Genomic DNA, 25,658 nt, shown 5'->3' on the forward strand with positions numbered 1-25,658 from the left:
GACGCCGGTGCGACGCCCGCCGAGCGGCAGCAGGCATACCCCCGCGCGCGCCGCGAGCTGTACGATCTGGCCGCGCTGCCGCGGCCCGCCACCGTCGCCCTCGAGCGGCAGGTGCAGTCCGCGCTCGAGCGCGGTGCGCACTGACGGCTCACGACGTGCCGTCGTAGTGGGGGTCCGCCGTTCGCGGTCGGTGTGACGGCGGCGGATGCCGCCGCACCACCACCACCACCGGAGGAGCTCGTCATGGCCCAGTACCTGTTCACCGTGCACGGCAGCGTCGACGCCGAGGCGCCGTCCCCGAGCAGATCGAGCAGATGTACGCGCAGGTCGGGCCCGGTCGATGGTCACGCGCTGGTGCGACGATGCCTCGCGGCCGACCGGCAGGGGCGGGGCCGGCTGGGCCGCTACCAGGTGCAGGCGGCGATCGGCGCGGTGCACACCGACGCCGCCCGCGCCGCGGACACCGACTGGGCGCAGGTGCTCGACGCCGGACCGTCCCCCACTGCCGGCTGCCACCGAGTACCCGGGACGGGAGCGGGGCGCCCGTCCGCGCGGCCGGTTCAGTTCGGCCGCGCCGCCCGCACCCTCGCGGCCTCGCGGACCGCGCCGACGTTCGCCTTACCCTGCCGCGAGCCCGCCAGTTTGGCGGCGATGTGGTGGCGCACCACGATCGGCTCGTAGGCCAGGCCCCGTCCGCGTCGAGGAACTGCGGTGCGGTGGTGATCACGGCGTCGACGTCACCGTCGTGGAAGTACGCGGCCGAGCGGCGTCGGGCCACCGCGCCGTCGACGATCGGCGGCTTGACCCTGTGCAGCGTGGACATCCAGCGGTCGTTGGTGATCCGGGCCGTGAGGTCGCCGAGGTTGACCAACAGCGCGCCGCCGAGCGGCTGCACGTCGTGCCACCGTCGGTCCGTCCCCAGGACCTGCAGTCCGGCGACCCGGTCCGCCCACAGCACCGTGACGATTCCGAAGTCTGTGTGCTCGCCCATCCCGGTGATGTCGGCGTCCGGTGCCACCACGGTGCCCGCGGGCAGCGCGTAGTTGTTCATCCGCAGCACGTCGATCGAGTGCCCGGTGATCCGCTCGAAGTAGTCGTGCGGCAGCCCGAGCGCGTCGGTGAAGATCGTGGTGAGAGTGCGCGCGACGCGGCCCGCCTCCGCGAAATACGCTGTGAGGCGGCGCTTGAAGTCGTCGACCTCGTGGGGCCACACGTTGATGCCGTAGTCCGCCTCGTCGAGGTCGAGCCCGGTGAACGAGCGGGCCTCCACCCCGACGTTGAACGCCTCGAAGAAGTCGTTCATCCGGTTCGCGGACGCCACGCCCAGGCTCAGGCTCAGCGATTCGCTCTTCGGTGGGCTGTAGCCGCGGTTGGCACCGGGCACCCAGTAGTCCCGCTTGGTCGCCGGGGCGAGCCCGAAGAACCCGTCGATCGCCGCCGCGAGCCCGTCCTGCGTCGCCTCGGGGATCCCGTGGCCGAGGACCTGCATGAAACCCACCGTCGAGCAGGCGGCGTCGACCGCGTCCGCCACGACGCGCCGCTGGTCGTCGCTGCCGCCGGCGACGTACGGGGTGATGTCCACTGCCGGGACGGTGAATGTCAAGGCGTCTCCTCGGGTATCGCGTCCCGGTGCTCTCCCGCCCACGCGTCGAGCCGGCCGCGTAAGGACTGTTTGTCGCTCTCGTCCAGCCAGCATGCGTCGATCGCGTTGCGTGTGAACGTCGTCAGCGTATCGAGCCCGTAACCGAGGGCGTTGCCGACTGCGTGGAAGTCGTTGGTGGGGTCGGTGCCGAACATCGGCGGGTCGTCCGAGTCGATGCACACCTGCAGGCCCGCATCGACCATCTCGCGGATTCGTCGGTGCGAGCCGTCGCCCGAGCCACTGTAGCGTCCGATGTCGGAACTGACCGGTGTCGCCGTGAACGGGATCCGCTCCTGCACGCATCGGCGGGTGATGCGTTCGTCGGTGACCACGTGATAGCCGTGATCGATGCGGCTGCACCGCAGTTCGTCGAGGATCACCTCGATCGCCGAGGGCGGCCCGCTCTCCGAGTGGGCCGTGCGGTGCAGGCCGCCGCGGCGGGCGAGGGCGTAGGCCGGTGCGAACGGGGCCGGTGGCCCGTTGACCTCCTCGTAGTCGAGGCCGATGCCGATCACCTCGTCGACGCGATGGTCGATCACCTGCTGCACGAACTCCACCGCCTCGGCGACGCTGTGCTCGCGGTTGATCGCCATCACGATCCGGCTCTCGATGCCGGTGTCGGACCGGGCGTCGCGCATGCCGTCGAGCACCCCGCTGAGGAACTGCGGATAGGGGAGCGGGCTGGGCTGCGGCGTCACGAAGATCTCGCGGTACCAGACGGAGTGGTCGGAGCCGAAGCACGTCAGCGACTCGTAGGTCACGCGCCGCACGTCGTCGCGGGAGATCAGCGACGCGCCCACGAGGTCGTAGACCGAGAGGAACTGGCCGAGGTCCGCGTATGCCGCACTGTCGTAGACGGATTCGGCGTCGGGGTCGCCGGGGATGCGCACGCCGGCCCTGCGGGCGAGCTCCACCGTCGTCGCGGCGGGCACGGAGCCGAGCAGGTGGCAGTGCAGGCTGACCTTCGGGATCGCCTGCGCCAGTGCGCGGCTGACCGTCGTCCCCGGTGAGACGGGCGTCGGGTTCGCGTCGGTCATACGGACGTTTCCGCGCCGCTGCGCCGCAGCAGCAGGTACGTGCCCGCGCCGACGAGGATCCCGGCCACCAGGCTGAGGTCGGCGTGGCCGAGCGCCGCGGACACCGGCCCCGTGAAGATGCTGGTGTGCAGGCACAGCACGGACGCGACCATCCCGGTCGCCTGCGCGCACAACGCGCGCGGAGCGAACAGGCGGCGCAGCGGCGCCGTCGAATCGTCGTACCGTCCACGGCGGCACCACATATCGGTGACGAACACCCCGGTCCATGGCGCGAACCACACGATCATGAACAGCAGGAAGTTGTTGACGAAGGTGTAGAAGCCGTTCGACGACACCACGATCGCGCCGACCACCGCGCACAGGCAGCCGTCGAGCACGACGGCCTGCCACCGTCGCAGCCGGAGCCCCATCGCCTGCAGGGTCACCCCCGACGAGTAGAGGTCTGCGGCGTTGAGCGCCACCATCTGCACGATCACCAGCACCAGATAGCCCGCCACCAACCAGTGCGGGAACACCGTTGGCAGCCCCGATACCGGGTCGGTCGCCTTGGGCATCGCGATCGCGATCGCCGCGCCGAGCATCATCAGGAGGATCTGCGGGACAGCCCCGCCGACGCTGACGGCGAGGACGATCCGGCTACGGGACGTGCGCTGCGGCAGGTACCGCGAGTAGTCCGCCGACGTCGGGGACCAGCCGAGCCCAGAGGAGCTGGCCGTGAGCGCCACGCCGGTGAGGAACACCGCGAGCGTCGTCGGCGGAGTGCCGCCGGTGTGCACCTTGCCGGCCACCAACGCCGCCATGATCACGAAGCACGCCGCGAACGGGACCGCCAGTACGCGCACCACCCGCGTCAGCGCGGCGTGCCCCAGAAGCGGCAGGATCGCCTGCGCCACCGAGAGCACCAGGACCAGGGCGAGTTCGAGGCCGTCCGGGACGGCGATGCCCGCCATCCCCAGCAGCGCCTTGGCGGCGAGGACCATGATCACGAGGTCGAGCACCTCGTAGCCGAGCATCATGATCCAGTTGAAGAACGCCACCGGCCGCACACCCCAGCGGCCGAACACCAGCTGCGTCACCCCGAACGTGGTGGTGCCCGCGGCCGGTCCGGCGAGCGAGACGATGCCGGTGAGGATCCAGGAGAGGTTACCCAGGATCGAGGCCGCGACCGCCTGCCACCAGCTCAGCCCCATCTGGACCAGGATGGTCCCGTACACGACGGACAGGACGTTGAGCGTGAGCCCGGACCACATCGCTCCGAGCTGCAGCGGGTGGCCCCGCCGCTCGCCGGCTGGGATGTGCTCGATTCCGCGGCGCTCGATGGCGATGCGGGGGCGGCGGTCGCCGATCGGGTCATCTGTGACTGTCACCGGGTAATCCTGACATCCACCCCGGGTTACGCGCGCGGCTCGGGTGCCTCCGGTGGGGGGTCGAGATTCGCATATCGCCCGACCGTCGCGTTCTGGGCCCCGAGGGGTGGGCGCCGGGCTCAGGTGATTCCGCGCTGCACAGCGATCAGCCAGAACGACCGCCAGGTCCCGGCACCGTCGGCCCGCCCGGCACCGTCAGCCCGCGACGTGCGCGGGGGCACGTCGGGCCTTGCCGGAAGGATGTGCCGAACCGGCGCCGGGGCCGTCACGTCAGACCGCCGCAGCCACCGAGCCGGCCTTCGCCGCGGCCTCGAAGCCGAGCTGCAGGTCGGCCAGGATGTCGTCGATGTGCTCGATGCCCACGGCCAAGCGCACCAGGCCCGGGGTGACGCCCGACGCGAGCTGCTCCTGCTCGGACAGCTGCTGGTGCGTGGTCGAGGCGGGGTGGATCACCAGCGACCGCACGTCGCCGATGTTGGCGACGTGGCTGTGCAGCGCCAACGCGTCCACGAATGCCTTGCCCGCGGGCACGCCACCGGCCAGCTCGAAGGCGACGATCGCGCCGGCGCCCTTGGGCAGCAACTGCTCGGCGCGCGCGTGCGACGGTGACGACGCCAGGCCGGGGTAGTACACCTCGGTGACACCGTCGGTGCCCTGCACGAACTCCGCGACCTTCTGGGCGTTCGCGACGTGCCGCTCTACGCGCAGGCTCAGGGTCTCGACGCCCTGAGCGATGAGGAACGCGTTGAACGGGGCCACCGCGGGGCCGAGGTCGCGCAGCAGTTGTACCCGCGCCTTGAGCGCGTACGCCGGGGCGCCCAGCTCCGCGAAGACGACGCCGTGGTACGACGGGTCGGGGGTGGTGAAGTTCGCGTGCCGGCCCCGGGTCCAGTCGAACGTGCCGCCGTCGACGATGACGCCGGCGATCGCGGTGCCGTGGCCGCCGAGGTACTTGGTCGCCGAGTGGACCACGATGTCCGCGCCGTGCTCGAGCGGCCGCAGGAGGTACGGGGTCGCCACGGTGTTGTCGACGATCAGCGGCAGGCCGTTGTCGTGCGCGACGCCCGAGATGCCCTCCAGGTCGAGGACGTGGCCGCGCGGGTTGGCGATGGTCTCGCCGAAGAACGCCCGCGTCTCGGGGCGGATGGCGGCACGCCACTGCTCCAGATCGTCGGGGTCCTCGACGAAGGTGACGTCGATGCCCAGCTTGGCGAACGTGTAGTGCAGCAGGTTGTACGTGCCGCCGTACAGGTACGGGCTGGAGACGATGTGGTCGCCGGCCTCGGCGATGTTGAGGATCGCCAGCGTCGTGGCCGCCTGGCCGGAGCCCAGCAGCAGCGCCGCGACACCGCCCTCGAGCGCGGCGATCCGCTGCTCGACCGCGTCCTGCGTGGGGTTCATGATGCGCGTGTAGATGTTGCCCGGCTCGGCCAGCCCGAACAGCGCGGCCGCGTGGTCCGTGCTGTCGAACGTGTACGAGGTGGTCTGGTAGATCGGGAGCGCGCGAGCGTTGGTGGCCGGGTCGGGATTCTGCCCCGCGTGGACCTGCGCGGTCTCGAAGTGCCAGGGGGTGTTGTCCGGGTTCGTCATGCGCGTCATGAAACAGGATCCGGTGCCGAAAGGGAAGAGTTTCCCGCAGGGCGACCGCACCTGTTGTGGTGTCATCGACATATGGCCGATGACGAGGTGGTGGCGCTGTTCGACGACGACGGCGCAGTGTGCGGCGCAGCGCCCAGGTGGCGGGTACGCGCCGAGAACCTGCGGCACGGCGCGACCGGGGTCCTGGTCTACGACCGCGCCGGGCGGATCTACGTGCACCGTCGAACCGCGACCAAGGACGTGTACCCCGGACTACGCGACTTCTGTTGCGGCGGCGTGCTACTCGCGGGAGAGGGGCCCGACGACGGCGCGGCGCGCGAGGCGTTCGAAGAACTCGGCGTGCACGGCGTGCCGCTGCGGCGGCTCGGTGTGCGGCGCTACGAGGATGCGCGGACGCGGTTCGTGTGCTTCCAGTACGCGTGTGTGTACGACGGCGTCGTCACCTGGCAGCCCGAGGAGGTTGCGGACGGCAGGTGGATGACGGTGCCGGAGCTCCTGGCTGTGGTGCACTCCGAGCCCGCCGACTTCGTCCCCGACTCGGTGGAACTGGCGCTGGACCTACTCACCGATCCGGGCTCTTTTGGTCCCGACCTGGCCGACGCGTAGAATCGATCGATGGTACGGCAATCTCTGCCGCCCCTGCTTATCCGGTCGATCAGGTCGTCTCGGTCGACCAGCCGGCCTCGGTCGGCTGAGTGGGGTTCGAATACACAGGATCGTGGAGGGTATGGCCAAGAAAGACGGAGCCATCGAGGTAGAGGGCCGGGTGGTCGAGCCGCTGCCGAACGCAATGTTCCGCATCGAGCTGGAGAACGGCCACAAGGTGCTCGCGCACATCAGTGGGAAGATGCGCCAGCACTACATCCGGATCCTCCCCGAGGACCGCGTCGTGGTCGAGCTGTCGCCCTACGACCTGAGCCGCGGGCGGATCGTCTACCGCTACAAGTAGGCAGCCACGCCGGCCCGGGTGACCGGATAGGCGCAGCAGCAGCAACCAGAAGGGCCGCTCCCCTCGGGAGCGGCCCTTCTGCTGCTGCGTGTCTGCCTGGTGTCGCGGACTACGTGGCCAGCTGCAGCCCAGCCGCCCGCAGGATGAACCCGAGATCGTTGAACTCGGAGTACTCCTTACCACCGGGCTTCTGGTGGAGCGGCCGGTCGGACGTGCTCGCGATGCCCAGGGCGGCCCCGTCGGTCGTGCGGATGAACGGGCCGCCGCTGTCGCCGGGACGCAGGGCGATGTCGGTGAGCACGCGGTGCCCCGAGACGTCGACCACGTGCCCGCAGCGCCAGCCGGTGGTGATGCCGTCGTGGCACACCGGGTCGCCGATCCGCGCGCGGCCGACTCGGGTCGGGTGCACCGGCCCGGCGGAGTCGCTGATCGGCACTCCCTTGATGAAGGTGATGGTCGCCCAGTCGGGCACATTCGGGTCGGCCGCTTCGAGCGCGCCGTTCGGGCCCTTCTTCGTGGGCGGGGTGGTCGAACGCGCCACCCTGCCCACGACGATGAGCGCGTTCCCACCGCTGAGGTCCCTGGCGGCCACCTGTTCGCCGGGGCGGCCGCAGTGGCCGGCCGTGATGGCCACCTTGCGACCGGCACCGTCGGTGGCGATGAAGCCCACGGTGCACTCGTTGACGCTGGCGCTGTGCGGGCCGAGTCGCTTGGCGATGATGGCGATCTCCGAGCCCGGCGCGATGGACACTCGGACGGCCGCAGCGGCGGTGCCGACCGAGGTGGCCGTCAGCGACGCCGCGACTGCGACGGTGCCGGTGATCAGCGCGAGGGCCTTGCGGGCCCGGCTGGGACGGGTGGCGCGCCGGGAACCGGCATCAAGGGGTGTCTGCATGCTCGCCCTGTCTGTCGTGGCGACGCAGCCGAATGTCGGCCGCGTGCCGGCCGGGCGCAGCAGGCGCCCCACCGTTCTGGTTGCGAACGATTCGTCGTAACGAAGAAGAAGTTAGCACTCCTGTGCCGCGTGGGACGGACGGAGCTCTGGATTTGGGCGTAGAAGCCCTCGCGCGTACACTGGATCGTCGCGTGCGTACGCGGGTTTTTCCGTGTCCGGAAGCGTACCCCATTCGTGGGGCACTGCGCTGGTCCGCCGGGCCGGCGCGACAACCGAACAGATCGATTGGACTGACGTGAAGGTCAACCCCAGCGTCAAGCCGATCTGCGAGAAGTGCAAGGTGATCCGCCGCAACGGACGGGTCATGGTGATCTGCGAGAACCTGCGCCACAAGCAGCGTCAGGGCTAAGCAGTAGCAGCAGCACTTGTCAGCGGATCCCGCTTGACTGACAGAAGATGACCTCTCCGCACCAGCGAGGGCAGACGAGCCCTCGCCTACCCCCGGCACGGAGGCCGGGGCCCCGGCCGGCGTGAAAGCGCCGGAACCACCGAGGACGGACGGGGAGTACACCTCCGCGAACAGAAGGAACAAGCCGCAATGGCACGTCTCATGGGTGTCGATCTCCCGCGCGAGAAGCGCATGGAGATCGCACTGACCTACATCTACGGCATCGGCCGTACCCGCGCGCACGAGATCCTCGACGCAACCGGCGTGAGCCCGGACCTGCGCAGCAAGGACTTGAGTGACGAGGATCTGACCAAGCTCCGCGACTTCATCGAGTCGAACGAGTACAAGGTCGAGGGCGACCTGCGCCGCGAGGTGCAGGCTGACATCCGCCGCAAGATCGAGATCCAGTGCTACCAGGGCATCCGCCACCGTCGTGGCCTGCCCGTCCGTGGCCAGCGCACCAAGACCAACGCTCGCACCCGTAAGGGTCCGAAGAAGACCATCGCCGGAAAGAAGAAGTAATGCCTCCGAAGTCCCGCGCCGCCACCGGTGCGAAGAAGGGCGCCTCGCGGCGTCGCGAGAAGAAGAACGTCCCGCACGGCAACGCGCACATCAAGAGCACGTTCAACAACACGATCGTGTCGATCACCGACCCCAGTGGCAACGTGATCGCGTGGGCCAGCTCCGGTCACGTCGGCTTCAAGGGCTCGCGTAAGAGCACCCCGTTCGCCGCGCAGCTCGCTGCGGAGAACGCCGCCCGGAAGGCGCAGGAGCACGGCGTCAAGAAGGTCGACGTCTTCGTCAAGGGCCCGGGTTCGGGCCGCGAGACCGCGATCCGCTCGCTGCAGGCCGCCGGCCTCGAGGTCGGGACCATCTCCGACGTCACGCCGCAGCCGCACAACGGCTGCCGTCCGCCCAAGCGGCGCCGGGTCTAGGGAAGGTAGGAGAGAAGAGAAATGGCTCGTTATACCGGCCCCGTCACCCGTAAGTCTCGTCGTCTGCGCACCGATCTCGTCGGTGGAGACCAGGCGTTCGAGCGTCGCCCGTACCCGCCCGGCCAGCACGGCCGCGCGCGGATCAAGGAGAGCGAGTACCTGCTCCAGCTGCAGGAGAAGCAGAAGGCGCGCTTCATGTACGGCGTCATGGAGAAGCAGTTCTCCCGCTACTACGAGGAGGCGAACCGCGCCACGGGTAAGACCGGCGACGCGCTGCTGCAGATCCTCGAGACCCGCCTGGACAACGTCGTGTACCGCGCCGGCCTGGCGCGCACCCGCCGGCAGGCCCGCCAGCTCGTGACCCACGGTCACTTCCTGGTCAACGGTCATCCGGTGGACGTCCCCTCGTACCGCGTGTCGCAGTTCGACATCATCGACGTCAAGCCGAAGTCGCTGGGCACCACGCCGTTCCAGATCGCCAAGGAGCTCGTCGGCGATCGCCCGATCCCGGCATGGCTGCAGGTGGTCCCCTCGACCCTGCGCATCCTGGTGCACCGGGTTCCCGAGCGGGAGCAGATCGACGTTCCGTTCCAGGAGCAGCTGATCGTCGAGTACTACTCGAAGTAAGCGAGCTTGCGAGCGCACGGAGAGTAGTACTCGAGCAGAAGGCAGAGGTACTACTCGAAGTAAGCGAGCCCCGAGGGTGGTCGGCGAAGTAAGCGAAGCGCACGGAGTCGACCGCCCGAGCAATCGGGCACAGCGAGCGCACGGAGAGTAGTACTCGGCCGGACGGCAGAGCGTACTGCTCCTCCGTGCGCCCCGGGCCGCCGGCGATCCTGCCGGCGGCCTCGTTGGGCGTCATATAGCGGACGCCCCGACACAAAGGAAGTACAGAATGCTCATCTCGCAGCGCCCCACCCTGAGCGAAGAGGTCATCTCCGAGGCCCGTTCGAGGTTCGTCATCGAGCCCCTCGAGCCGGGATTCGGGTACACCCTCGGCAACTCGCTGCGGCGCACGCTGCTGTCGTCGATCCCCGGGGCAGCCGTGACCAGCATCCGCATCGACGGCGTGCTGCACGAGTTCACCACGGTCCCGGGCGTGAAGGAGGACGTCACCGACGTCATCCTGAACCTCAAGGGCCTGGTCGTCTCGTCGGAGGACGACGAGCCGGTCACGATGTACGTGCGCAAGCAGGGGCCCGGCACCGTCACCGCCGGTGACATCGTGCCGCCCGCGTCTGTCACCGTGCACAACCCGGACATGCACATCGCGACCCTCAACGACAAGGGCAAGCTCGAGATCGAGCTCGTCGTCGAGCGGGGCCGCGGCTACGTGCCGGCCGTGCAGAACAAGGCGTCGGGCGCCGAGATCGGGCGGATCCCCGTCGATTCGATCTACTCGCCGGTGCTCAAGGTGACCTACAAGGTCGAGGCGACCCGTGTCGAGCAGCGCACCGACTTCGACCGGCTGGTGCTGGACGTCGAGACCAAGAACTCGATGACGGCGCGGGACGCGCTGGCGTCGGCGGGCAAGACGCTGGTCGAGCTGTTCGGCCTGGCGCGCGAGCTCAACGTCGAGGCCGAGGGCATCGAGATCGGGCCGTCGCCGGCCGAGGCCGACCACATCGCGTCGTTCTCGCTGCCGATCGAGGACCTGGATCTGACGGTGCGGTCGTACAACTGCCTCAAGCGCGAGGGTGTGCACACCGTGGGCGAGCTGGTGGCCCGGACCGAGTCGGACCTGCTGGACATCCGCAACTTCGGCCAGAAGTCCATCGACGAGGTCAAGGTCAAGCTGCACTCGCTGGGCCTGGCGCTCAAGGACAGTCCCGCGTCGTTCGACCCGTCGCAGGTCGACGGTTACGACCCCGCGACCGGCACGTGGAGCGACGAGCCGGCGTTCTCGTCCGAGGACGGCGGCGACCAGGACTACGCCGAGACCGAGCAGCTCTGACCGAGCAGCTCTCAGAGCTGTCGCCAATCTTTCACCACAGGGAGTAAACAATGCCTAGGCCCATCAAGGGCGCCCGCATGGGCGGCTCGGCCTCGCACCAGAAGCACATCCTCTCGAACCTCGCCACGGCGTTGTTCGAGCACGGCCGGATCACCACGACGGAGTCGCGCGCCAAGAAGCTGCGTCCGTACGCGGAGAAGCTGATCAGCCATGCCAAGCACGGCAAGCTGGCCAACCGCCGTGAGGTCCTCAAGGACATCCCGAACAAGGATGTCGTCGCGGTCCTGTTCGAGGAGATCGCGCCGAAGATGGCCGATCGCCCGGGTGGCTACACCCGGATCATCAAGACCGAGAACCGCAAGGGCGACAACGCCCCCATGGCGGTCATCGAGCTGGTGACCGAGGAGCTCGCGTCGTCGGAGGGCTCGCGCGCCGCGCGTGTCGCCGCGTCGCAGGAGGCCGCTAAGGCGGCCGCCGTCGAGGCCGCTGCGGAGGCCGAGGCCCCCGTCGCCGTCGAGGCCGCGGACGAGCCCGCCGTGACGGAGGACGACGCGGTCGACGCTGCGCCCGCCGAGAGCGACGAGGCGTCGGACAAGTAGTCCACCGATAGTCCGAGAACGGCCCGCCACCTGCAGAGGTGGCGGGCCGTTCTCAACATGTGCACCCTTCCGTCGGTCTCGCTCTCAACATGTGCACCCTTCCGTCGGCGATGCGGGCGACGGAAGGGTGCACATGTTGGTTCAGGGTTGGGCAGGCGTCGTCAGCAGCGCGACGATCATGTCGCCCAGGATCCGGCGCTGGCGGGCGCGTTCGTCGGGGGCTGTGAGGTTCTGGCCGAACAAGGACTTCCACGTGTACCGGTTCGCGACGCGGAAGAAGCAGTAGCTGCTGATCGCCTGATGCACGTCGAGGGCATCGATGTCGTCGCGGAAGACGCCCTGTTCGCGGCCGCGCTCGACGATCGGCCGCAGCACGTCGAGCGCCGGGCTGCCCATGCCGGCCACCTGATCGGCGTGGTTCATGTGGGCACCCTTGAGGATGTTCTCGCCGGCCACGATGCGGATGAAGTCGGGGTTGCGGTCGTGGTGGTCGAACGTGATCTCGGCGATCTGCCGCACGGCCGTGACGGGGTCCGACTCGTCGATCCTTGCGCGCCGCTCCTGCGCGCGGATCCGTCCGTACGAGTGCTCGAGCACCGCCCGGTACAGACCGTCCTTGTCACCGAAGTAGTAGTAGAGCATCCGTTTGGTGGTGTGAGTGCGCTCCGCGATCTCGTCGACCCGCGCGCCCGCGTACCCCTTGTCGGCGAACTCCTTGGTGGCGATGTCGATGATGTCGCGCCGCGTCCGCTCGCTGTCTCGCTTGCGGACGGTGGCGTCGGTGACGGGGCGTGCCATGGACTAACCCTACCGTTCACTATCGGCGGATCGACGGCGCCGAGCGCCGATCTCCTGGCCGGGGAGGCCCCGGATCAGCCGGCGGTGGCGACCTCGGCGGCGATCAGGTCGTGCATGTGCGCGAGCATGCGGTCGGCGTCGGGCGTGATGCCGGTGAAGATCTCGAACGCATCGACCGCCTGGTACACGGCCATCCCGCCGCCGGACAGCGTGCGCGCCCCCAGGGTGCGCGCACGCTCGATCAGCTCGGTGACGAGGGGGCGGTAGACCACGTCGGCGACCCACAGGTCCGGCCGCAGCAGGGCGGGGTCGAACGCAATGCCCGGGTGCTGCGCCATGCCGACAGGGGTGGCGTGCACGAGTCCGTTCGCACCGGCGAGGGCTGCGGCGAGCTCGGTCGCGGCGTCGGGGACGACGGTGGCGTTGGGGAACATCCGGGCGAGCGACTCGGCCAGTGCGGTCGCCCGGGCGCGGTCGGTGTCGATCAGGTGGAACGTCCGCACGCCGCGGGTGAGCATCGCGTACGCGACGGCCGACCCCGCGCCGCCCGCGCCGAGCTGGACCACGGTGTCCACGGGGACGTCGGCGAACCCGCGGGCGAAGTTCCGGGCGAACCCGGACCAGTCGGTGTTGTGTCCCGTGGCCTGGCCGGACTCGTCGAACTCGACGGTGTTGACCGCGCCGAGTCGGGCGGCGTCCGCGCTCAGCGCGTCGAGGTGCTCGATCACCCGCTGCTTGAACGGGTGGGTCACGTTGAGCCCGGTCAGCCCCGCGTCGCGGGAGCGCCGCAGGAAGCCGGCCAGGTCGAAGCCGGGCGCGTCGTCCGGGCTGATGTTCACGATGTCGTACGTGTAATCGAGGCCCTGCTGCCGGCCCTCGCGCTCGTGCATCGCGGGCGTGAGTGAGGCGCTGATGCCCTGCCCGATGAGGGCGCAGTGGATCCGGGTCGGCTGAGACATGGTGGTGATTCTCCTCGCGTCGCGACGGGCTGGTCTAGGGGGTGCGGGTGCTACGCCGCGGTGACGGCTCCGACGATGCCACCGTCCACCCTCGGCGTCGCGTCGCCGCCGAGGGCCATGGTGTCGGTGCCGCGGGTCTCGCGGGCGGTGGCGCCGGCGAGTGCGGCCGCGACGGCACAGCCGGCGCAGATCGCCGCGACGGGGACCCAGCCGAATCTCCCGTGGCCCTGGACGGCGCTGGCGATCAGCGGCAGGAAGCCGGAGCTCATGAAGCCGATCTGGGTGCCGATCGCGACGCCCGAGTAGCGGACCTCGGCCGGGAACATCTCGGCGTAGAAGGAGGGCCACACGGCGTTGGTGGCGGCGTAGACCAGCGACTGGATCACGAGCGTCGCGACGAGGATGGTGGCGAACGAACCCGTGCTGATCAGGTACATGTACGGGAAGGCCAGTGCCGCGCAGACCACCGCGCCACCGATGAAGATCGGCTTGCGGCCGATCCGGTCGGCTGCGATGCCCCACAGTGGCTGGGTCACGAGCATCGCGAGGTTGGCAACCACGCTGATCAGCAGCATGTCGCCCTTGGAGACGCCGAGCTCGCCCGTCGCGTACTTGAGTGCATAGGTGGAGAACAGAGTGCTCATCACGGAGATCAGCGCGCAGGCGATGACCCGGAGCAGGGCGCGCCAGTGCGTGCGCAACAGGAGCGCGACCGGGAGTTCGGCGACGCCGTCGCCCTCCTCCATCGAGGTGAAGACGGGGGTCTCGGGAAGGGTCCGGCGGATCAGGTAGGCCACGATCATCACGACGGTCGAGAGCAGGAATGGGATCCGCCAGCCCCAGCTGAGCAGCGCGTGGTCGGGGAGCATCGCGATCGGGATGTACACGAGGGTGCCGAGCACCAGGCCGGCCTGGGTCCCGTTGAGGGTCCAGCTGGCGTAGAAGGCGCGTTTGCCGGCGTCGGCGTGTTCGACGGTGAGCGAGCTGGCCCCGGACTGCTCGCCGGCCGCGGACAGGCCCTGCAGCAGCCGGAGGACGACCAACGCGAGGGGGGCGCCCATGCCGATCGTGTGGTAGTCGGGCAGGCAGCCGATCAGGAACGTCGACAGGCCCATCATCACGAGGGTGAACACCAGCACCCGCTGCCGGCCGATCTTGTCCCCGAAGTGGCCGACGATGACGGCACCGATCGGGCGGGCGATGTAGGCGACGCCGAACGTCGCGAACGAGGCCAGGGTGCCGGCGGTCGGGCTGATGTCGGGGAAGAAGATCTTGTTGAACACCAGCGCGGACGCGGTGCCGAAGATGAAGAAGTCGTAGTACTCGACCATGCTCCCCATGAAGCTGGCGAGGGCGGCTTTACGCGGCTGGTGCAGCGGGGTCGCGGCTGTGGTCATCGGTTCCTCCGGGCTGAGAGCGGCGCTGGCGCCGGCCTTGTGGTGGGAGTCACAGTACAAACGTGTCGTAGGCCATGTCAAGCAAACGGACCAGATAGTTAATAAAGTAGGTCGAAACACCAGGTGGTAGGCATGTATTCGGCGCCGAGATGTGCGAAATATCACCGGCTGGTGTGTACGATCTGGTACATTGCGTGCGGGTCGAATCTGCACTCGAGAAAGGTCGCCTCATGGCGCATCCCACCCCCGTTCCCACCGCCGGCTCACGGATGTTCGAGCCGCCCCGTACGGCCGTCGCCACCGTCTGCCTGAGCGGACCGCTCGGTGCCAAGCTCGAGGCGGTCGCGGCGGCGGGCTTCGACGGTTACGAGCTGTTCGAACCGGACCTCGTCGCTTCCGTGCTGTCGCCTGCCGAGGTGGCCCGCCGCAGTGCCGACCTGGGGCTGACCATCGACCTGTACCAGCCCTTCCGCGATCTCGACTCCGCCGAGCCCGAGCGTTTCCACGCGAGCATGCGGCGGCTGGAGCGCAAGTTCGACGTCATGGACCAGCTGGGGTGCGATCTCGTCCTGGTCTGCTCGTCGCCGCTGCCGACGGCGTCGCGGGACGACGCGCAGCTCGTGGACCAGCTGGGTGCGGCCGCCGAGCTGGCCGCGGCCCGCGGCAAGCGCATCGCGTACGAGGCCCTCGCCTGGGGCACGCATGTGGGCCGGTACCGCCACGCCTACGAGCTGGTCGCGAGGGTCGACCACCCGGCGCTCGGCACGTGTCTCGACAGCTTCCACGTGCTCTCGACCGGCGACGACCCCGACGGCATCGCCGCGATCCCCGCGGAGAAGTTCTTCTTCCTGCAGCTGGCCGATGCGCCGCGCCTGTCGATGGACGTCCTGCAGTGGTCCCGGCACCACCGTCGGTTCCCTGGCCAGGGGACCTTTGATCTCACGCGGTTCGCGCGCGCGGTGGTCGCGTCGGGCTACGCCGGCCCCTGGTCGCTCGAGGTGTTCAACGACGTCTTCCGGGAGGCCGACACCGCGCGGACGGCGCGCGAGGCGCAGCGATCGCTGCGCTACCTGTTCGACCAGGTCGAGACGCAGTGCGACGCGGCGGGCCCCGCGCCGCTGGACGACATCGTCTCCGTCCGGCTCGCGGCGGGCCCTGCGATGGCCCCCGCGCTCGCCGACCTGCTGCACGGCCTCGGCTTCACGCTGCGTGCCGCGCAGTCGGGCTCGGGCCTGCAGTTGTATCGGCACGGCCCGGTCGCGATCGTCGTCGACCCCACTGTCGGCACCGTCTACACCGCACCCGGCGTGCCCGCCGAGCTGCCCGCGGTGGCCCAGATCGGCATCCGCAGCTCCGATCCCGCCGCGTGGCTCGCGCGGTCCGACGCGCTCGACATCTCTGCTGTCACGGTCCCGATCCCCCTGTCGGGCACAGGCGGGGGTTCCGCAGCGGCGGGCGTCGTCGCCCCGGCGGCCGACGGGGCGGGCCACGAGGGCTACTCGGTGCTGCGGGTCGACGTGACGGGCGCGACCTCGGTGGACCTGCGGCACCCGGACACCGCCGAGGCGTGGGAGCGGGCCTTCGACCTGGTCCCGCGCGAGAGCGGCGGGGACGCGGGGGTGTTCATCGGCGTCGACCACATCGGCCTCGCGGTGCCGGCCGATTCATGGGACGGCGTGATCCTGCTGTTGCGCTCGATGTTCGCGATGTCCGCGCACGAGGGCACCGATGTCCCCGACGCGGTGGGGATGCTGCACACCCAGGCCCTCACGCGCCCCACCGACACCGGTGGCGAGCTGCGGATCGTGCCCGCGATGATCCCCGGCCAGGCCGCGGGGTCGGGACCGCTGCGGCGGCGCGGCGGCGTCACCCACGTCGCCTTCGGCAGCGCGGACATCCTCGCCGCGGCGGACCGGCTGGCCGCCGCCGGGCTGCACCCGCTCCCCGTTCCCGACAACTACTACGACGACGTGACCGCCCGCTTCGACCTGCCCGCCGCGCGGATCGACCAGCTGCGCTCGCGCTCGCTGCTCTACGACGCCGACGAGTCCGGCGGCGAATTCCTGCACATGTTCACGCACACCGTGGGCTCCGACCTGTTCTTCGAGGTGGTGCAGCGCATCGGCGGCTACGACGGATACGGCGACGTGAATTCGGCGGTCCGCGTCGGTGCTCAGGTGGCGGGGTTCGAGGTGGCGCCGGCGGTGGAGTAATCGGGTAGGTCGATGGCTCCGGCCTTGGTGAACTGCGACTCCCAGATCCGCTGGAACGGCCAGACGTTCATCGACCGGTACGACAGGCGGCTCGCGGCGATCGCGAGCCTACCGCTCGGGGCGAATCCCGCAGCGCCGAGCGGTGGCAGCTGCTGGCCCTGGGTGACGTACGGGCGCATCACCCGCTCGTACGCCGCGAACGCGGCGGGGATGTGGCCGTCCGCGCGGCCCAGCTCGCCGACCAGCACGTACGCGCCCACCAGAGCGAGCGAGGTCCCCAACCCGGTCAGCGGCGTCGGGCAGTAGCCGGCGTCGCCGACCAGTGCCACGCGGCCGGTGGTCCACGACGGCATCAGCACGCGTGCCAGGCTGTCGAAGGCGTAGTCGGGGCTCACGCGCATCTGCTCCAGCAGCTGCGGGACCAGCCACCCGGCGCCGTCGAACCGCTCCTCGAAGTACCGCCACTGCGCGTCCGTGTCGCGGCGGTCCAGCCGGGCGTGCTCCCGTACCGAGAGGCCGGCCTTCGCCTCGCCCGGGTGGCGGGAGGGCCGGAGTGAGGCCACGAGGCCACCGGGCGCGTTGTGCATCAGGAACCAGCCGTCCAGGGGTTCGTCGATCCGGGCGGTGAACCACGCGGTCTGTAGGCCGATCTCCTCCTCGCGGACGGTCGCCGGGTCGAACGCGGCGCGGCGGATCGCGGAGTGCAGGCCGTCGGCGCCGATCACGAGGTCGAAGCGACCCGCGGGGGCCGACTCGAAGTGGGCCGTGACCCCGTCCTCGTCGGTATCGAGGGCGGTGACGGTGTCGTCCCACACGTAGCGCGTGTGGGGACGGGTGGCGTCGTACAGGACGCGGGCGAGGTCGCCGCGCAGGATCTCGTGACTCGAGACGATGCCGTGGCCGCCGAACGCCTCGACGGGCATCTGTGCGCGGCGCCGGCCGTGACGATCGACCAGGGCGATCCCGCGCTGGTCGAGCAGGGTCGCGCCGACCGCGTCGGTGAGGCCCATGCGCTCGATGACCAGTCGCCCGGCGCCGCGGAGGTCGACGGTCTGGCCGCCCGGCCGCAGGGCGGGCGCTCGTTCGACGACGGTGGTCCGGTGCCCCTGGGTGTTCAGCAACCGGGCCACTGCCGGGCCGGCGATGCTGGCGCCGCTGATCAGGATGTCCAGGCTCTTCATAGAGCGAATGTACGACGTACGCGTTGCGCTGGTCTACGGTGTTCACGTGGTTGTTCGCCGAAAGTGCACTAGAGCGGTCGGTCGTGTCCCGGTCGGATGAGGTGGTCGCGGTGCTGCGCGACCGCATGGCGTCGGGGCGGCTGCGGCCGGGCGACCGCGCACCGTCGACCCGGGCGATCGTGCGGGAGTTCGGGGTGGCGATGGCCACCGCATCGAAGGTGCTCGCCCGCCTGCGGGACGACGGTCTGGTCGCCACCGCGCCGGGCCGCGGCACCGTCGTCCTCGATCCGTCGGCCACCGCGCGGCGGCCCGACGCCCTGACCGTCGAGGCCGTCGTGGCCGCTGCGGTCGCGGTCGCGGACGCCGAGGGGCTCGACGCCGTGTCGATGCGTCGGGTCGGCGCCGACCTCGGGGTGTCGACCATGGCGCTGTATCGCTACGTCTCCGACAAGGACGACCTGGTGCTCCGCATGATGGACGCCGCGTGCGCCGAGCTCGCTCCGCCCGTGACCGCGGGCGGCTGGCGGGAGCGGCTCGAGCTGGTGGCGCGTGAGTTGTGGTCCGGGTTCCGGCGGCACCCGTGGTTCGCGGGCGTGATGTCGATGACCCGGCCGCAGCCCGTGCGCAGCGCCATCCCGTTCACCGAGTGCGCCCTGGAGGGGCTACGGTCCGCGGGCCTGGGCGTCGGCCCCGCGCTGACGGCCTACCTGGGGCTGATGAACCTGGTCCGCGGGCTGGCGATCAACATCGAGGCCGAGTTGGCGGAGGAGGCGACGTCCGGACTGACCGCGGACGAGTGGCAGCAACGGCAGAACCGCGATCTCGCCGCCGCGCTGCCGCGGGAGCGGTTCCCCCGCATGCACGAGTTACTCGAGAACACTCACGACTTCGACCTGGACGACGTGTTCGAGGCGGCGCTGACGGCGTACCTCGATGGGCTGGTGGTCCAGATCTGGGCGGTGGAGCGACGGCGAGCGTGATCGCGGCGTGCCGGGCCGCTCCCGCCGAGATCCGAACCGGCGCGACCGGTAGCATCGCTGCGCCATGACTCGCTACCGCCTCGACATCGCCTACGACGGCACCGACTTCAGCGGCTGGGCCCGCCAGCCCGGCCGCCGCACGGTGTGCGGGGTGCTCGAGGAGGCGATCGGCCGGATCCTGCGGAACGAGGTCGTGCTCACCGTCGCCGGTCGCACCGACGCAGGCGTGCACGCGACCGGCCAGGTGGCCCACGTGGACCTCCCTGAGGGGCTGGAGTTCCCCGACGGGATCGTCCGGCGCCTGGCCCGGCTGCTACCGGCCGACGTGCGGGTGATCGCAGTCGCCCCCGCACCCGAGGCGTTCGACGCGCGCTTCTCCGCGTTGCGGCGGCACTACGTATACCGGCTGACCGACGCCGCGTACGGCGCCCCACCGTTGCGGGTCCGCGACGTCGCTCCGTGGCGGCGGACCGTGGATCTCGACCGGATGCAGGCCGCGTCCGACGTGCTGTTGGGGTTGCACGACTTCGCCGCCTTCTGCCGCCGCCGCGAGGGCGCCACCACGGTGCGCGAGCTGCAGCGCTTCACCTGGATCGTGGAGCCGGACGGTGTGGGCGGCCACTGGTACGCGGCCGCCGTGTCCGCCGACGCATTCTGCTGGTCGATGGTCCGCTCGCTGGTGGGCGCTGTGGCCGCCGTCGGGGAGGGGCGGCGCAGCGTCGACTGGTGTCGGGGCCTGCTCTCCGAGACGGAGCGGTCCAGCGCGATCAATGTGGCCCCTGCGTGCGGCCTGACCCTTGTGCGGGTCGACTACCCCGCCGATACCGACCTCGCCGCCCGCAACGCCGTCACCCGCGACCGGCGCGCCACCCCAGGCGGCTGCTGCGGGGGGTGACCGACACACGTTCGCCCCATGTTCACTACCTGGACAGACCGCATCGGGATAGTGGAGCGGAGGCCGACACGGCGCTCGTGGAGAACCCGCTCGTGGAGAATCCGGGGCCGTGCTCGGGAGAAGGGGTGCGCGTGAATCCGTTCGACGCAGTGGGCTTCCTGGGGGCCGCCGGCCTGGCGGGCATCCTGGTGCTGATCTTCGTCGAGACCGGTCTGCTCGTCGGTTTCGTCTTCCCGGGCGATTCGGTGCTGTTCACGGCCGGGATCTTCGCCGCTCAACCGCACCCGTTCGCGCACCTGTGGCAGCTGCTGGCGTTCCTGCCGGTCGTCGCGGCGCTGGGTGACCAGTGTGGCTACCTCGTGGGGCGCGTGGTGGGGCCGCGGGTGCTGCGCGGGCGGGTGATGCGCTGGATCGGCGATGAGCAGGTGGAGCGCACGGACCGGTTCTTCGAGCGCTTCGGGGCGCTGACGGTGCTGATCGCCCGGTTCATCGGCATCGTTCGCACGCTGGTGCCGGTGCTGGCGGGCCTCTCCCGCATGTCGCATCCGCGGTTCACGCTGTTCTCGGTCCTCGGGTCCGTGACGTGGTGCGACGGGATCGTGCTGCTGGGGTACCGGCTCGGTGGCGTGGCCCTGCTGCGCGACCACCTGGAACTGCTGTTCGTCGGCTCGGGGCTCACCGTGGTGGTGCCGGTCGGCGCGACGGTGGTGCGCCGCCGCCGACGCCGGCGCGCGGAGCAGACGCCGCGGTCGCGGGACTGCGCGCACGTGTAGGCATTTAGTCCGGTTGGCCCGTTCCTGTCGGGGGTGTGCTCTAGAGTCCCGGACTATGGATGCGGCGGGGGGCCGGCCCAGCGGGGAAGTCGTAGTGGTCGACTGTGCGGTCGACGGGTGGACGGTGCGCGGGCCCGGCGGGGAGTGCCGCCGATACGCGGCGGCGCCCGGGCTGATGGGGACGATCTGCTCAGGCGATTCCGCGGGCGGCGACGGGCCGGGAGCCGGTGCGCCCGACGGGTTCGCGCCGCCGGCGGTGACGGTCGACGTGTGGGCGGACGCGCTGCTCGAGGCGCTCGCGGATGCCCGTCCCAGCGCGACCGGCCTGATCGTCGCTGCGCCCAGCGAATTCGGCGGGCCACGGCGGTCGCTCGTCGCTGCGGCCGCGGCGACCCTGGGGCATCGCGCCGACGTCGTCCCGCGCGCGGTGGCCCTGGTTCGTACGCACGGACTCCTGTTCTGCCGACGTGCGCTGGTGCTCGAGGCGACCGACGGCGGCGGTCCGGGCGTCGACGCCGGCGGCGGTCCTGACGCGATCGGCCACGTCCTGGACTTCACGGCCGACGGCTGGGTTCCCGTGCGCGCCGGCCGGGCGCCCGACACCGTCGGCCTCGCGCGGTGCCTGCTCGACGACGGCGTCGACCAGGTGCTCGTCGATGCAGATCAGGCCACGTACGAGCGGGTGCGAGATGCGCTGGCCGTCGTCGAGCACCGGCAGTGGCGGGTCCTGCGGATCGACCGGTCCGCGCTGGTAGCGGCTCTGGCCGAGGCGCCTGAGGACGAGTCCGGGAGACCGCCCGTGGAGGAGCCGGCGCGGCTCGTGGGGCCGGGTCGTCGCGCCCGTCGTGGCCCGGCACTCTGGATCGCCCGGCTGGCGTCCGCGGTGGCCGTGATCCTGGTCGCCACCGGGGCGGCCCTGGTCGGCCTTCGCACCGCAGGACCGCGTGATCCGGCCCCGCCCCCGGCCCCGCGCGAACGGACGGCCACGCAGACCGACACGGTCGACGGTGTCGAGGTGGCGCTGCCCGTCGGCTGGTCTATCACCCGCCCGGCCGGCGGACGGGCGGTGGCACGCGCGCCCGACGGGCGGCGCGTCACCGTCGTGCACCGGACGCTGCCCGCGCCCACCAGCAGGGACGCCGTTGCAGCCGACCTCGCCTCCGCGCTCCCCGAGCAGGGCGACGCGCGGATCGTCGGGCTCGAGCCGCGCGCCCGGTATGCGGGCCGCGACGTCATCGGCTACCGGGAGCAGATCACGCCGCAGCGCTTCGTGCTCTGGTATGTCGTCATCGACGGCGGCCACCAGGTGAGCATCGGCTGTGAGCCGGGCATCGGCGCGGCGCCGATCGCGGAGTACTGCGCACGGGCGGTCGGGTCGGTGCGTCCGCGCTGACTACGGGGTCGGGTCCACGGCCGCGACGTCCTCGGGGTCCTGCAGGATGCGCGGCACGCCGAACTCGTCGGCGACGGTGGCTGCGAGCTCGATGAACGCTCGGCGGGTCCGCGGCGCCAGCACGTCCAGGTCCAGTTCGGCGCCCTCCGCGAGGTGGTCGTCGAACGGGATCTGGTGCACGGCGCGGGCGCGGCCGAGGAAGTGCTGGGTGAGCTGGTCGACGTCGACGGTCGGGGCGCCGGGGCGCGCGCTGGAGAGCACCACCACGGAGCGCTGCACGAGGTGCGAGTAGCCGTGGAGGTCGAGCCAGTCGAGTGTGGCCGACGCACTGCGGGCGGCGTCGATCGCGGGCGAGCTGACCAGCACGATCGCGTTGGCCTCGTCGAGGATCGCGGACATCGCCGAGTGCATCAGGCCCGTGCCGCAGTCGGTGAGGATGATGTTGTAGAACCGCTGCAGCACCTTCATCACGCCGCGGTAGTCGTCGGCGGAGAACGCCTCGGACACGGCGGGGTCGCGCTCGGAGGCCACGATCTCGAGCCGGCTGCGGCCCTGCGAGGTGTACGCGCGGACGTCGCTGTACCGATAGATCTTGTCGTCGTGCAGCAGGTCACGGACGGTCGCCCGGGTCTCCAGCGGCCCGCGTTGCGCGAGCGTGCCGAAGTCGGGGTTGGCATCGACGGCGATCACCCGGTCGCCGCGCAGCGACGCGAACGTCGCGCCCAGGCCGACGGTGGTCGTGGTCTTGCCGACGCCGCCCTTCAGCGAGAGCACCGCGACGCGGTAGTCGCCGTTCACGTGCTGGCGGACCCGCTCCTCGAGTGCCTTGAGGGCGATGTCGTCTGCGGACTCGGCCGGGTTGATCGAGCCGCCGGTCATCTTGTAGACCAGTCGCCGCCATCCCTTCGCCGGGGCGCGGCGGGTGTCGCGGGCGAGGCCGACCTCGTCGATCGTCGGGGGCGGCGCCGGCGGTTCCGGCAGCGCAGGCGGGTACTGGTAACCGGGTTCGAACCCACCCGGCTGGCTCGGCTGGCCCTGGTGCCACGGCGGCGGGTAGCCGGGGCCGGGGCCACCCTGCGGAAAGCCACCGTCGGGCGCGGGCTGGCCGGCGAAGCCCTGGCCGGGCGCGAACCGCGGGTCGAAGTCCTGTTGACCGCGGAAGCCCTGCCCGTCGAAGTTCGGCTGGGCGTCGAAGTTCGGCTGGGCGTCGAACGGCGAGCCGCCCGCCGGGCGCTGCACGGGCAGGAACTGCGAGGTCTTCAGATGTTCGAGCGGAAGTTCCGACTGTGCGGCGTCGTCCGCCGAGGGTGCGGGCTGCTGGGCGTTCGCCGCGGCGGCGGCCTCGGCCAGCGATATGTTCTCGGTCGGCGGGTCGAGCCGCGGACGGCCGGTGCGCGGGCCCCACCCGAGCGGGCGGCCGTCGTCGCCGGTGCCGTCGCTGCTCGTGCCGACCGGCGCAGCCTGCGGGTCGTCCGACCCGGCGTCGTCCGCATGCGGCTTGTCGTCCTCGGGCCGCGCGTGCGCGCCCGCCGACCGCTCCCACGGCGCAGCAGCGGAGTGGGTGCCCGCCGCACCCGTGGGGTCCCAGCCCTCGCTGGGTCGAGGCACCGGAGCGAACGACGACGTTAGCTCGAACGAGGGGGCCGGCTGGTCGTCCTGATCGTCCGTTGCGCGCTGGTTCTTCTCGTCGGTCACGTCTCTCCCGCGGATTCTTTCGGTCTCATGTCGGACTGCCCCTCGTAGGCGTAGCTTACGTCTCCGACGCCGACTGGCATGGGAATGCGACGCGCGTCGGGGGAACTTGTCCGAACGAACTTCATAGGGGGAACGATGGCGGTTGCGTCGTCGCGGAGTGGGGGTCTGCGCGTGCGGGCCAACGATCAGGGGACACCACTCGAGGTGGTCATCGAGCAGTCGGAGATGCGGCGCGGTGCAGACGCGCTGGCGCGAGACATCGTCGCGTTGTGCCGCGAGGCGGCGCGCACGGCGGGTCTCGCCCGGCGCGCCGAGCTGGCCCGCGCGGGCGTCGGCGGGCGGGTGCTGGGCTACATGGGACTTCCGGAACCCGCAGCACCGCAAGATCTTTCGTGTCCATCGGGAAGCTCGGTGGCGGACGACGCCGATCCCGTGCAGTCCTGGTTGCGGTGACCGGCATGTCCGCCGAGATGGACCGCATACAGGGCCGCGTCACAGCGCAGCTCGACACGCTGCGTCGAACGAGGACGGAACTCGAGGGCATCGACGTGCGCGTGACCAGCCCGGACGGCCTCGTCACCGTCCGGCTCGACGGTGTCTGCGCGCTGGTCGACCTGCGCCTCGAGCGGGCCGCCACGCGGTGCGACCCCGCCGCCCTCGGGCGGTCGATCACCGCGACGTGTGGCGTGGCGGCCCGTGAGGTCATGGCCCGCCGCGCCGCGGTGGTCACCCGCTTCCACGGCGAGTTCGCGGGCTGAGCGGAGCCGGCCGCAGACGAATCGGGATCCGTCGGGGCTGCTCGTGCGTCCAATAGATAGGGGCACCTTTCGGGCGTGCGCCGCCGACGGGGCCGCGAACGCGACACCGCGGCTGACGGGGAGGAGACGAGGATGTCGTTCATGGCGGTCAACTCGGCGATCGGCGCGTTCGGGGCGGCGAATGCCGCGATCGGGGCGGTGGTCGCGGCGGCGGGTGCGGCTGACGGGGCCGCGAACGTGGCGGCGCTCAACCCCGGCTTGGGGCTGATCGGGCAGGACTTCGTCGCGGCGTTCGCCGGCGCGCAGGCCAGCCATCTGGAATCGGTCGCGGAGCTGGGCGTACTGCACGGAGCGATCGCCGCGTCGTCGGCGGGGACCGTCGCGGCGTACGCGGCCACCGAGGCCGCAGGGGTGGCCGGCCTGTTGACCGCGGTGGTCTGAGGGGTGGTGGACTCGGCGGGGCCGGCCGGGATGGGTGGCCTCGACCCTGCGATCCGCGCGCTGCTCGACAGACCGGTCGGCGAGGTGCTCGCCTCGCTCGGGCTGCCGAAGGTGCCGGTGCCGCCCGCAACGCCGCCCACGCACCAGCTCCCGGCGACCCCGAAGGGTGTGCCGGAGGCGCCCGCGGTGCCGGGATTCGACGTCGGCGTGCTGGTCAAGCCGATGACGGACCTGCTGTCGACGTTCGGCAGCGGCGACCTGGGCGGCGGCGCCGTGGACCCGTCGGCGGTGTTGTCGGCCGGCTCGAAGGCACTCGAGCAGGGGGTGGGTGCCGGCATGCAGGCTGTCAGCGCCCTCGCATCGATGTGGCAGGGACCGGCGGCGACGGCGGCCGGCGCGAAGGGTGTCCAGGCGGCGACCGCGGGCGGGCTGGCGGCGGAGCAGGGCGCCGAGCTGTCGACGGCGGTGACGGAGGCGGCCGCCGTCGTCGGCGAGGGGGAGGCCGAACTGCAGGCGATCATCGACTCGTTCATGTCGGTGGTATCTGCGGTCGGCCCGGCCCTGTGGCTCCCGCCGGGGCAGGCGGTCGTGGTCGCGGCCGCGGAGGAACACCTCGACCACGCGCTCGAGGTGGTCACCCGGGTCAAGGGACAGTTGTCACAGCTCAGCGGCCGGGTCGCGGCGGCGGGCCGCAAGGTTCCGGTGGCCACCCCGCCGACGACGGCGGCAAGCGCTGCGGCGCAGGCTGCC

25 protein-coding genes and 2 pseudogenes are annotated in these 25,658 nt (G+C 71.0%); 17 read left to right on the forward strand and 10 right to left on the reverse strand.

Translation table 11 applies throughout. The features are described 5' to 3' along the window. Positions 1 to 560: 560 nt before the first annotated feature. From ABD908_RS19215 to ABD908_RS19230, 4 genes and pseudogenes are all read right to left on the reverse strand, one after another. Positions 561 to 1,603, reverse strand: a pseudogene (locus tag ABD908_RS19215) (isopenicillin N synthase family dioxygenase). Next, positions 1,600 to 2,679, reverse strand: coding sequence for an adenosine deaminase (add, locus tag ABD908_RS19220; RefSeq protein WP_344998938.1), 1,080 nt, complete (start codon positions 2,677 to 2,679; stop codon positions 1,600 to 1,602). The pseudogene ABD908_RS19215 and the gene add overlap by 4 nt, the downstream one beginning before the upstream one ends. Further along, the gene (locus tag ABD908_RS19225; RefSeq protein ID WP_344998940.1) at positions 2,676 to 4,046 is read right to left on the reverse strand and encodes a purine-cytosine permease family protein; all 1,371 of its coding nucleotides are present in this window, start codon (positions 4,044 to 4,046) and stop codon (positions 2,676 to 2,678) included. The genes add and ABD908_RS19225 overlap by 4 nt, the downstream gene beginning before the upstream one ends. Before the next feature lie 270 nt (positions 4,047 to 4,316). Then, a complete protein-coding gene (locus ABD908_RS19230; RefSeq protein WP_344998942.1) occupies positions 4,317 to 5,636 on the reverse strand; it encodes a bifunctional o-acetylhomoserine/o-acetylserine sulfhydrylase in 1,320 nt (439 codons plus the stop codon). A gap of 81 nt (positions 5,637 to 5,717) precedes the next feature. Between ABD908_RS19230 and ABD908_RS19235 the strand changes: the two genes are divergently transcribed. Both ABD908_RS19235 and infA read left to right on the forward strand, forming a co-directional pair. After that, positions 5,718 to 6,251: an NUDIX hydrolase gene (locus ABD908_RS19235; RefSeq protein WP_344998945.1), complete on the forward strand. Its 534-nt coding sequence runs from the start codon at positions 5,718 to 5,720 to the stop codon at positions 6,249 to 6,251. A gap of 121 nt (positions 6,252 to 6,372) precedes the next feature. Then, positions 6,373 to 6,594 (forward strand): translation initiation factor IF-1, encoded by a 222-nt coding sequence (gene infA / locus ABD908_RS19240; RefSeq protein ID WP_003418601.1) that lies wholly within the window; start codon positions 6,373 to 6,375, stop codon positions 6,592 to 6,594. A gap of 109 nt (positions 6,595 to 6,703) precedes the next feature. Here the strand turns inward: infA and ABD908_RS19245 are convergent, their stop codons facing one another. Continuing rightward, positions 6,704 to 7,489: a S1 family peptidase gene (locus ABD908_RS19245; RefSeq protein WP_344998950.1), complete on the reverse strand. Its 786-nt coding sequence runs from the start codon at positions 7,487 to 7,489 to the stop codon at positions 6,704 to 6,706. Positions 7,490 to 7,784: 295 nt separating this feature from the next. On the opposite strand from ABD908_RS19245, the gene rpmJ reads away from it, so the two are divergent. From rpmJ to rplQ, 6 genes are all read left to right on the forward strand, one after another. After that, on the forward strand, positions 7,785 to 7,898 hold the full coding sequence (gene rpmJ, locus ABD908_RS19250; protein WP_024332746.1) for a 50S ribosomal protein L36: 114 nt from the start codon (positions 7,785 to 7,787) through the stop codon (positions 7,896 to 7,898). Positions 7,899 to 8,087: 189 nt separating this feature from the next. Continuing rightward, positions 8,088 to 8,459: a 30S ribosomal protein S13 gene (rpsM, locus tag ABD908_RS19255; RefSeq protein WP_344998952.1), complete on the forward strand. Its 372-nt coding sequence runs from the start codon at positions 8,088 to 8,090 to the stop codon at positions 8,457 to 8,459. Next, a complete protein-coding gene (gene rpsK / locus ABD908_RS19260; RefSeq protein ID WP_344998954.1) occupies positions 8,459 to 8,872 on the forward strand; it encodes a 30S ribosomal protein S11 in 414 nt (137 codons plus the stop codon). The genes rpsM and rpsK overlap by 1 nt, the downstream gene beginning before the upstream one ends. 21 nt (positions 8,873 to 8,893) lie before the next feature. Continuing rightward, on the forward strand, positions 8,894 to 9,499 hold the full coding sequence (gene rpsD / locus ABD908_RS19265; RefSeq protein WP_344998956.1) for a 30S ribosomal protein S4: 606 nt from the start codon (positions 8,894 to 8,896) through the stop codon (positions 9,497 to 9,499). A 268-nt stretch (positions 9,500 to 9,767) separates the two neighbouring features. Continuing rightward, positions 9,768 to 10,826 carry a DNA-directed RNA polymerase subunit alpha gene (locus tag ABD908_RS19270; protein WP_344998958.1) on the forward strand — a complete coding sequence of 353 codons (1,059 nt, stop codon included), beginning with the start codon at positions 9,768 to 9,770 and terminating at the stop codon, positions 10,824 to 10,826. A 50-nt stretch (positions 10,827 to 10,876) separates the two neighbouring features. Continuing rightward, positions 10,877 to 11,425, forward strand: a complete 549-nt coding sequence (gene rplQ, locus ABD908_RS19275; protein WP_344998960.1) for a 50S ribosomal protein L17 — start codon at positions 10,877 to 10,879, stop codon at positions 11,423 to 11,425. Between the two features lie 141 nt (positions 11,426 to 11,566). Here the strand turns inward: rplQ and ABD908_RS19280 are convergent, their stop codons facing one another. The 3 genes from ABD908_RS19280 to ABD908_RS19290 all read right to left on the reverse strand — a co-directional run bounded on the left by ABD908_RS19280 (position 11,567) and on the right by ABD908_RS19290 (position 14,579). Further along, a complete protein-coding gene (locus ABD908_RS19280) occupies positions 11,567 to 12,223 on the reverse strand; it encodes a TetR family transcriptional regulator (protein WP_344998962.1) in 657 nt (218 codons plus the stop codon). Between the two features lie 74 nt (positions 12,224 to 12,297). Beyond that, positions 12,298 to 13,182, reverse strand: a complete 885-nt coding sequence (locus ABD908_RS19285; protein ID WP_344998964.1) for a shikimate dehydrogenase — start codon at positions 13,180 to 13,182, stop codon at positions 12,298 to 12,300. A gap of 50 nt (positions 13,183 to 13,232) precedes the next feature. Then, positions 13,233 to 14,579, reverse strand: a complete 1,347-nt coding sequence (locus tag ABD908_RS19290) for an MFS transporter (protein ID WP_344998966.1) — start codon at positions 14,577 to 14,579, stop codon at positions 13,233 to 13,235. Positions 14,580 to 14,809: 230 nt separating this feature from the next. Between ABD908_RS19290 and ABD908_RS19295 the strand changes: the two genes are divergently transcribed. After that, positions 14,810 to 16,792, forward strand: a complete 1,983-nt coding sequence (locus tag ABD908_RS19295; protein ID WP_344998968.1) for a sugar phosphate isomerase/epimerase and 4-hydroxyphenylpyruvate domain-containing protein — start codon at positions 14,810 to 14,812, stop codon at positions 16,790 to 16,792. On the opposite strand, the gene ABD908_RS19300 is transcribed toward ABD908_RS19295, so the two are convergent. Then, positions 16,753 to 17,973 (reverse strand): FAD-dependent monooxygenase, encoded by a 1,221-nt coding sequence (locus tag ABD908_RS19300; protein ID WP_344998970.1) that lies wholly within the window; start codon positions 17,971 to 17,973, stop codon positions 16,753 to 16,755. The genes ABD908_RS19295 and ABD908_RS19300 overlap by 40 nt on opposite strands. Positions 17,974 to 18,056: 83 nt before the next feature. On the opposite strand from ABD908_RS19300, the gene ABD908_RS19305 reads away from it, so the two are divergent. The 4 genes from ABD908_RS19305 (at position 18,057) to ABD908_RS19320 (ending at position 22,014) form a co-directional block, all read left to right on the forward strand. Beyond that, positions 18,057 to 18,953, forward strand: coding sequence for a TetR/AcrR family transcriptional regulator C-terminal domain-containing protein (locus ABD908_RS19305; protein ID WP_344998972.1), 897 nt, complete (start codon positions 18,057 to 18,059; stop codon positions 18,951 to 18,953). A gap of 64 nt (positions 18,954 to 19,017) precedes the next feature. Beyond that, a complete protein-coding gene (gene truA / locus ABD908_RS19310) occupies positions 19,018 to 19,848 on the forward strand; it encodes a tRNA pseudouridine(38-40) synthase TruA (protein WP_344998974.1) in 831 nt (276 codons plus the stop codon). A 131-nt stretch (positions 19,849 to 19,979) separates the two neighbouring features. Then, positions 19,980 to 20,621 (forward strand): DedA family protein, encoded by a 642-nt coding sequence (locus ABD908_RS19315; RefSeq protein ID WP_344998976.1) that lies wholly within the window; start codon positions 19,980 to 19,982, stop codon positions 20,619 to 20,621. Positions 20,622 to 20,676: 55 nt separating this feature from the next. Next, the gene (locus tag ABD908_RS19320) at positions 20,677 to 22,014 is read left to right on the forward strand and encodes a type VII secretion-associated protein (RefSeq protein ID WP_344998978.1); all 1,338 of its coding nucleotides are present in this window, start codon (positions 20,677 to 20,679) and stop codon (positions 22,012 to 22,014) included. Here the strand turns inward: ABD908_RS19320 and ABD908_RS19325 are convergent, their stop codons facing one another. After that, on the reverse strand, positions 22,015 to 23,709 hold the full coding sequence (locus ABD908_RS19325; RefSeq protein WP_344998980.1) for a MinD/ParA family ATP-binding protein: 1,695 nt from the start codon (positions 23,707 to 23,709) through the stop codon (positions 22,015 to 22,017). A 135-nt stretch (positions 23,710 to 23,844) separates the two neighbouring features. Here ABD908_RS19325 and ABD908_RS19330 point away from each other — a divergent pair, with 135 nt between their 5' ends. From ABD908_RS19330 to ABD908_RS19345, 4 genes and pseudogenes are all read left to right on the forward strand, one after another. Beyond that, positions 23,845 to 24,162, forward strand: a complete 318-nt coding sequence (locus ABD908_RS19330) for a hypothetical protein (protein ID WP_344998983.1) — start codon at positions 23,845 to 23,847, stop codon at positions 24,160 to 24,162. A 5-nt stretch (positions 24,163 to 24,167) separates the two neighbouring features. Beyond that, a complete protein-coding gene (locus ABD908_RS19335) occupies positions 24,168 to 24,467 on the forward strand; it encodes a YbaB/EbfC family nucleoid-associated protein (RefSeq protein WP_344998985.1) in 300 nt (99 codons plus the stop codon). A gap of 132 nt (positions 24,468 to 24,599) precedes the next feature. Beyond that, a complete protein-coding gene (locus tag ABD908_RS19340) occupies positions 24,600 to 24,908 on the forward strand; it encodes a hypothetical protein (RefSeq protein WP_344998987.1) in 309 nt (102 codons plus the stop codon). 3 nt (positions 24,909 to 24,911) lie between these two features. Continuing rightward, positions 24,912 to 25,658 (forward strand): annotated as a pseudogene (locus ABD908_RS19345) (hypothetical protein); the annotation flags it as partial.

Origin of the sequence: Tsukamurella soli (assembly GCF_039541155.1) — a bacterium.
GTDB classification, from domain to species: Bacteria; Actinomycetota; Actinomycetes; order Mycobacteriales; family Mycobacteriaceae; genus Tsukamurella; species Tsukamurella soli.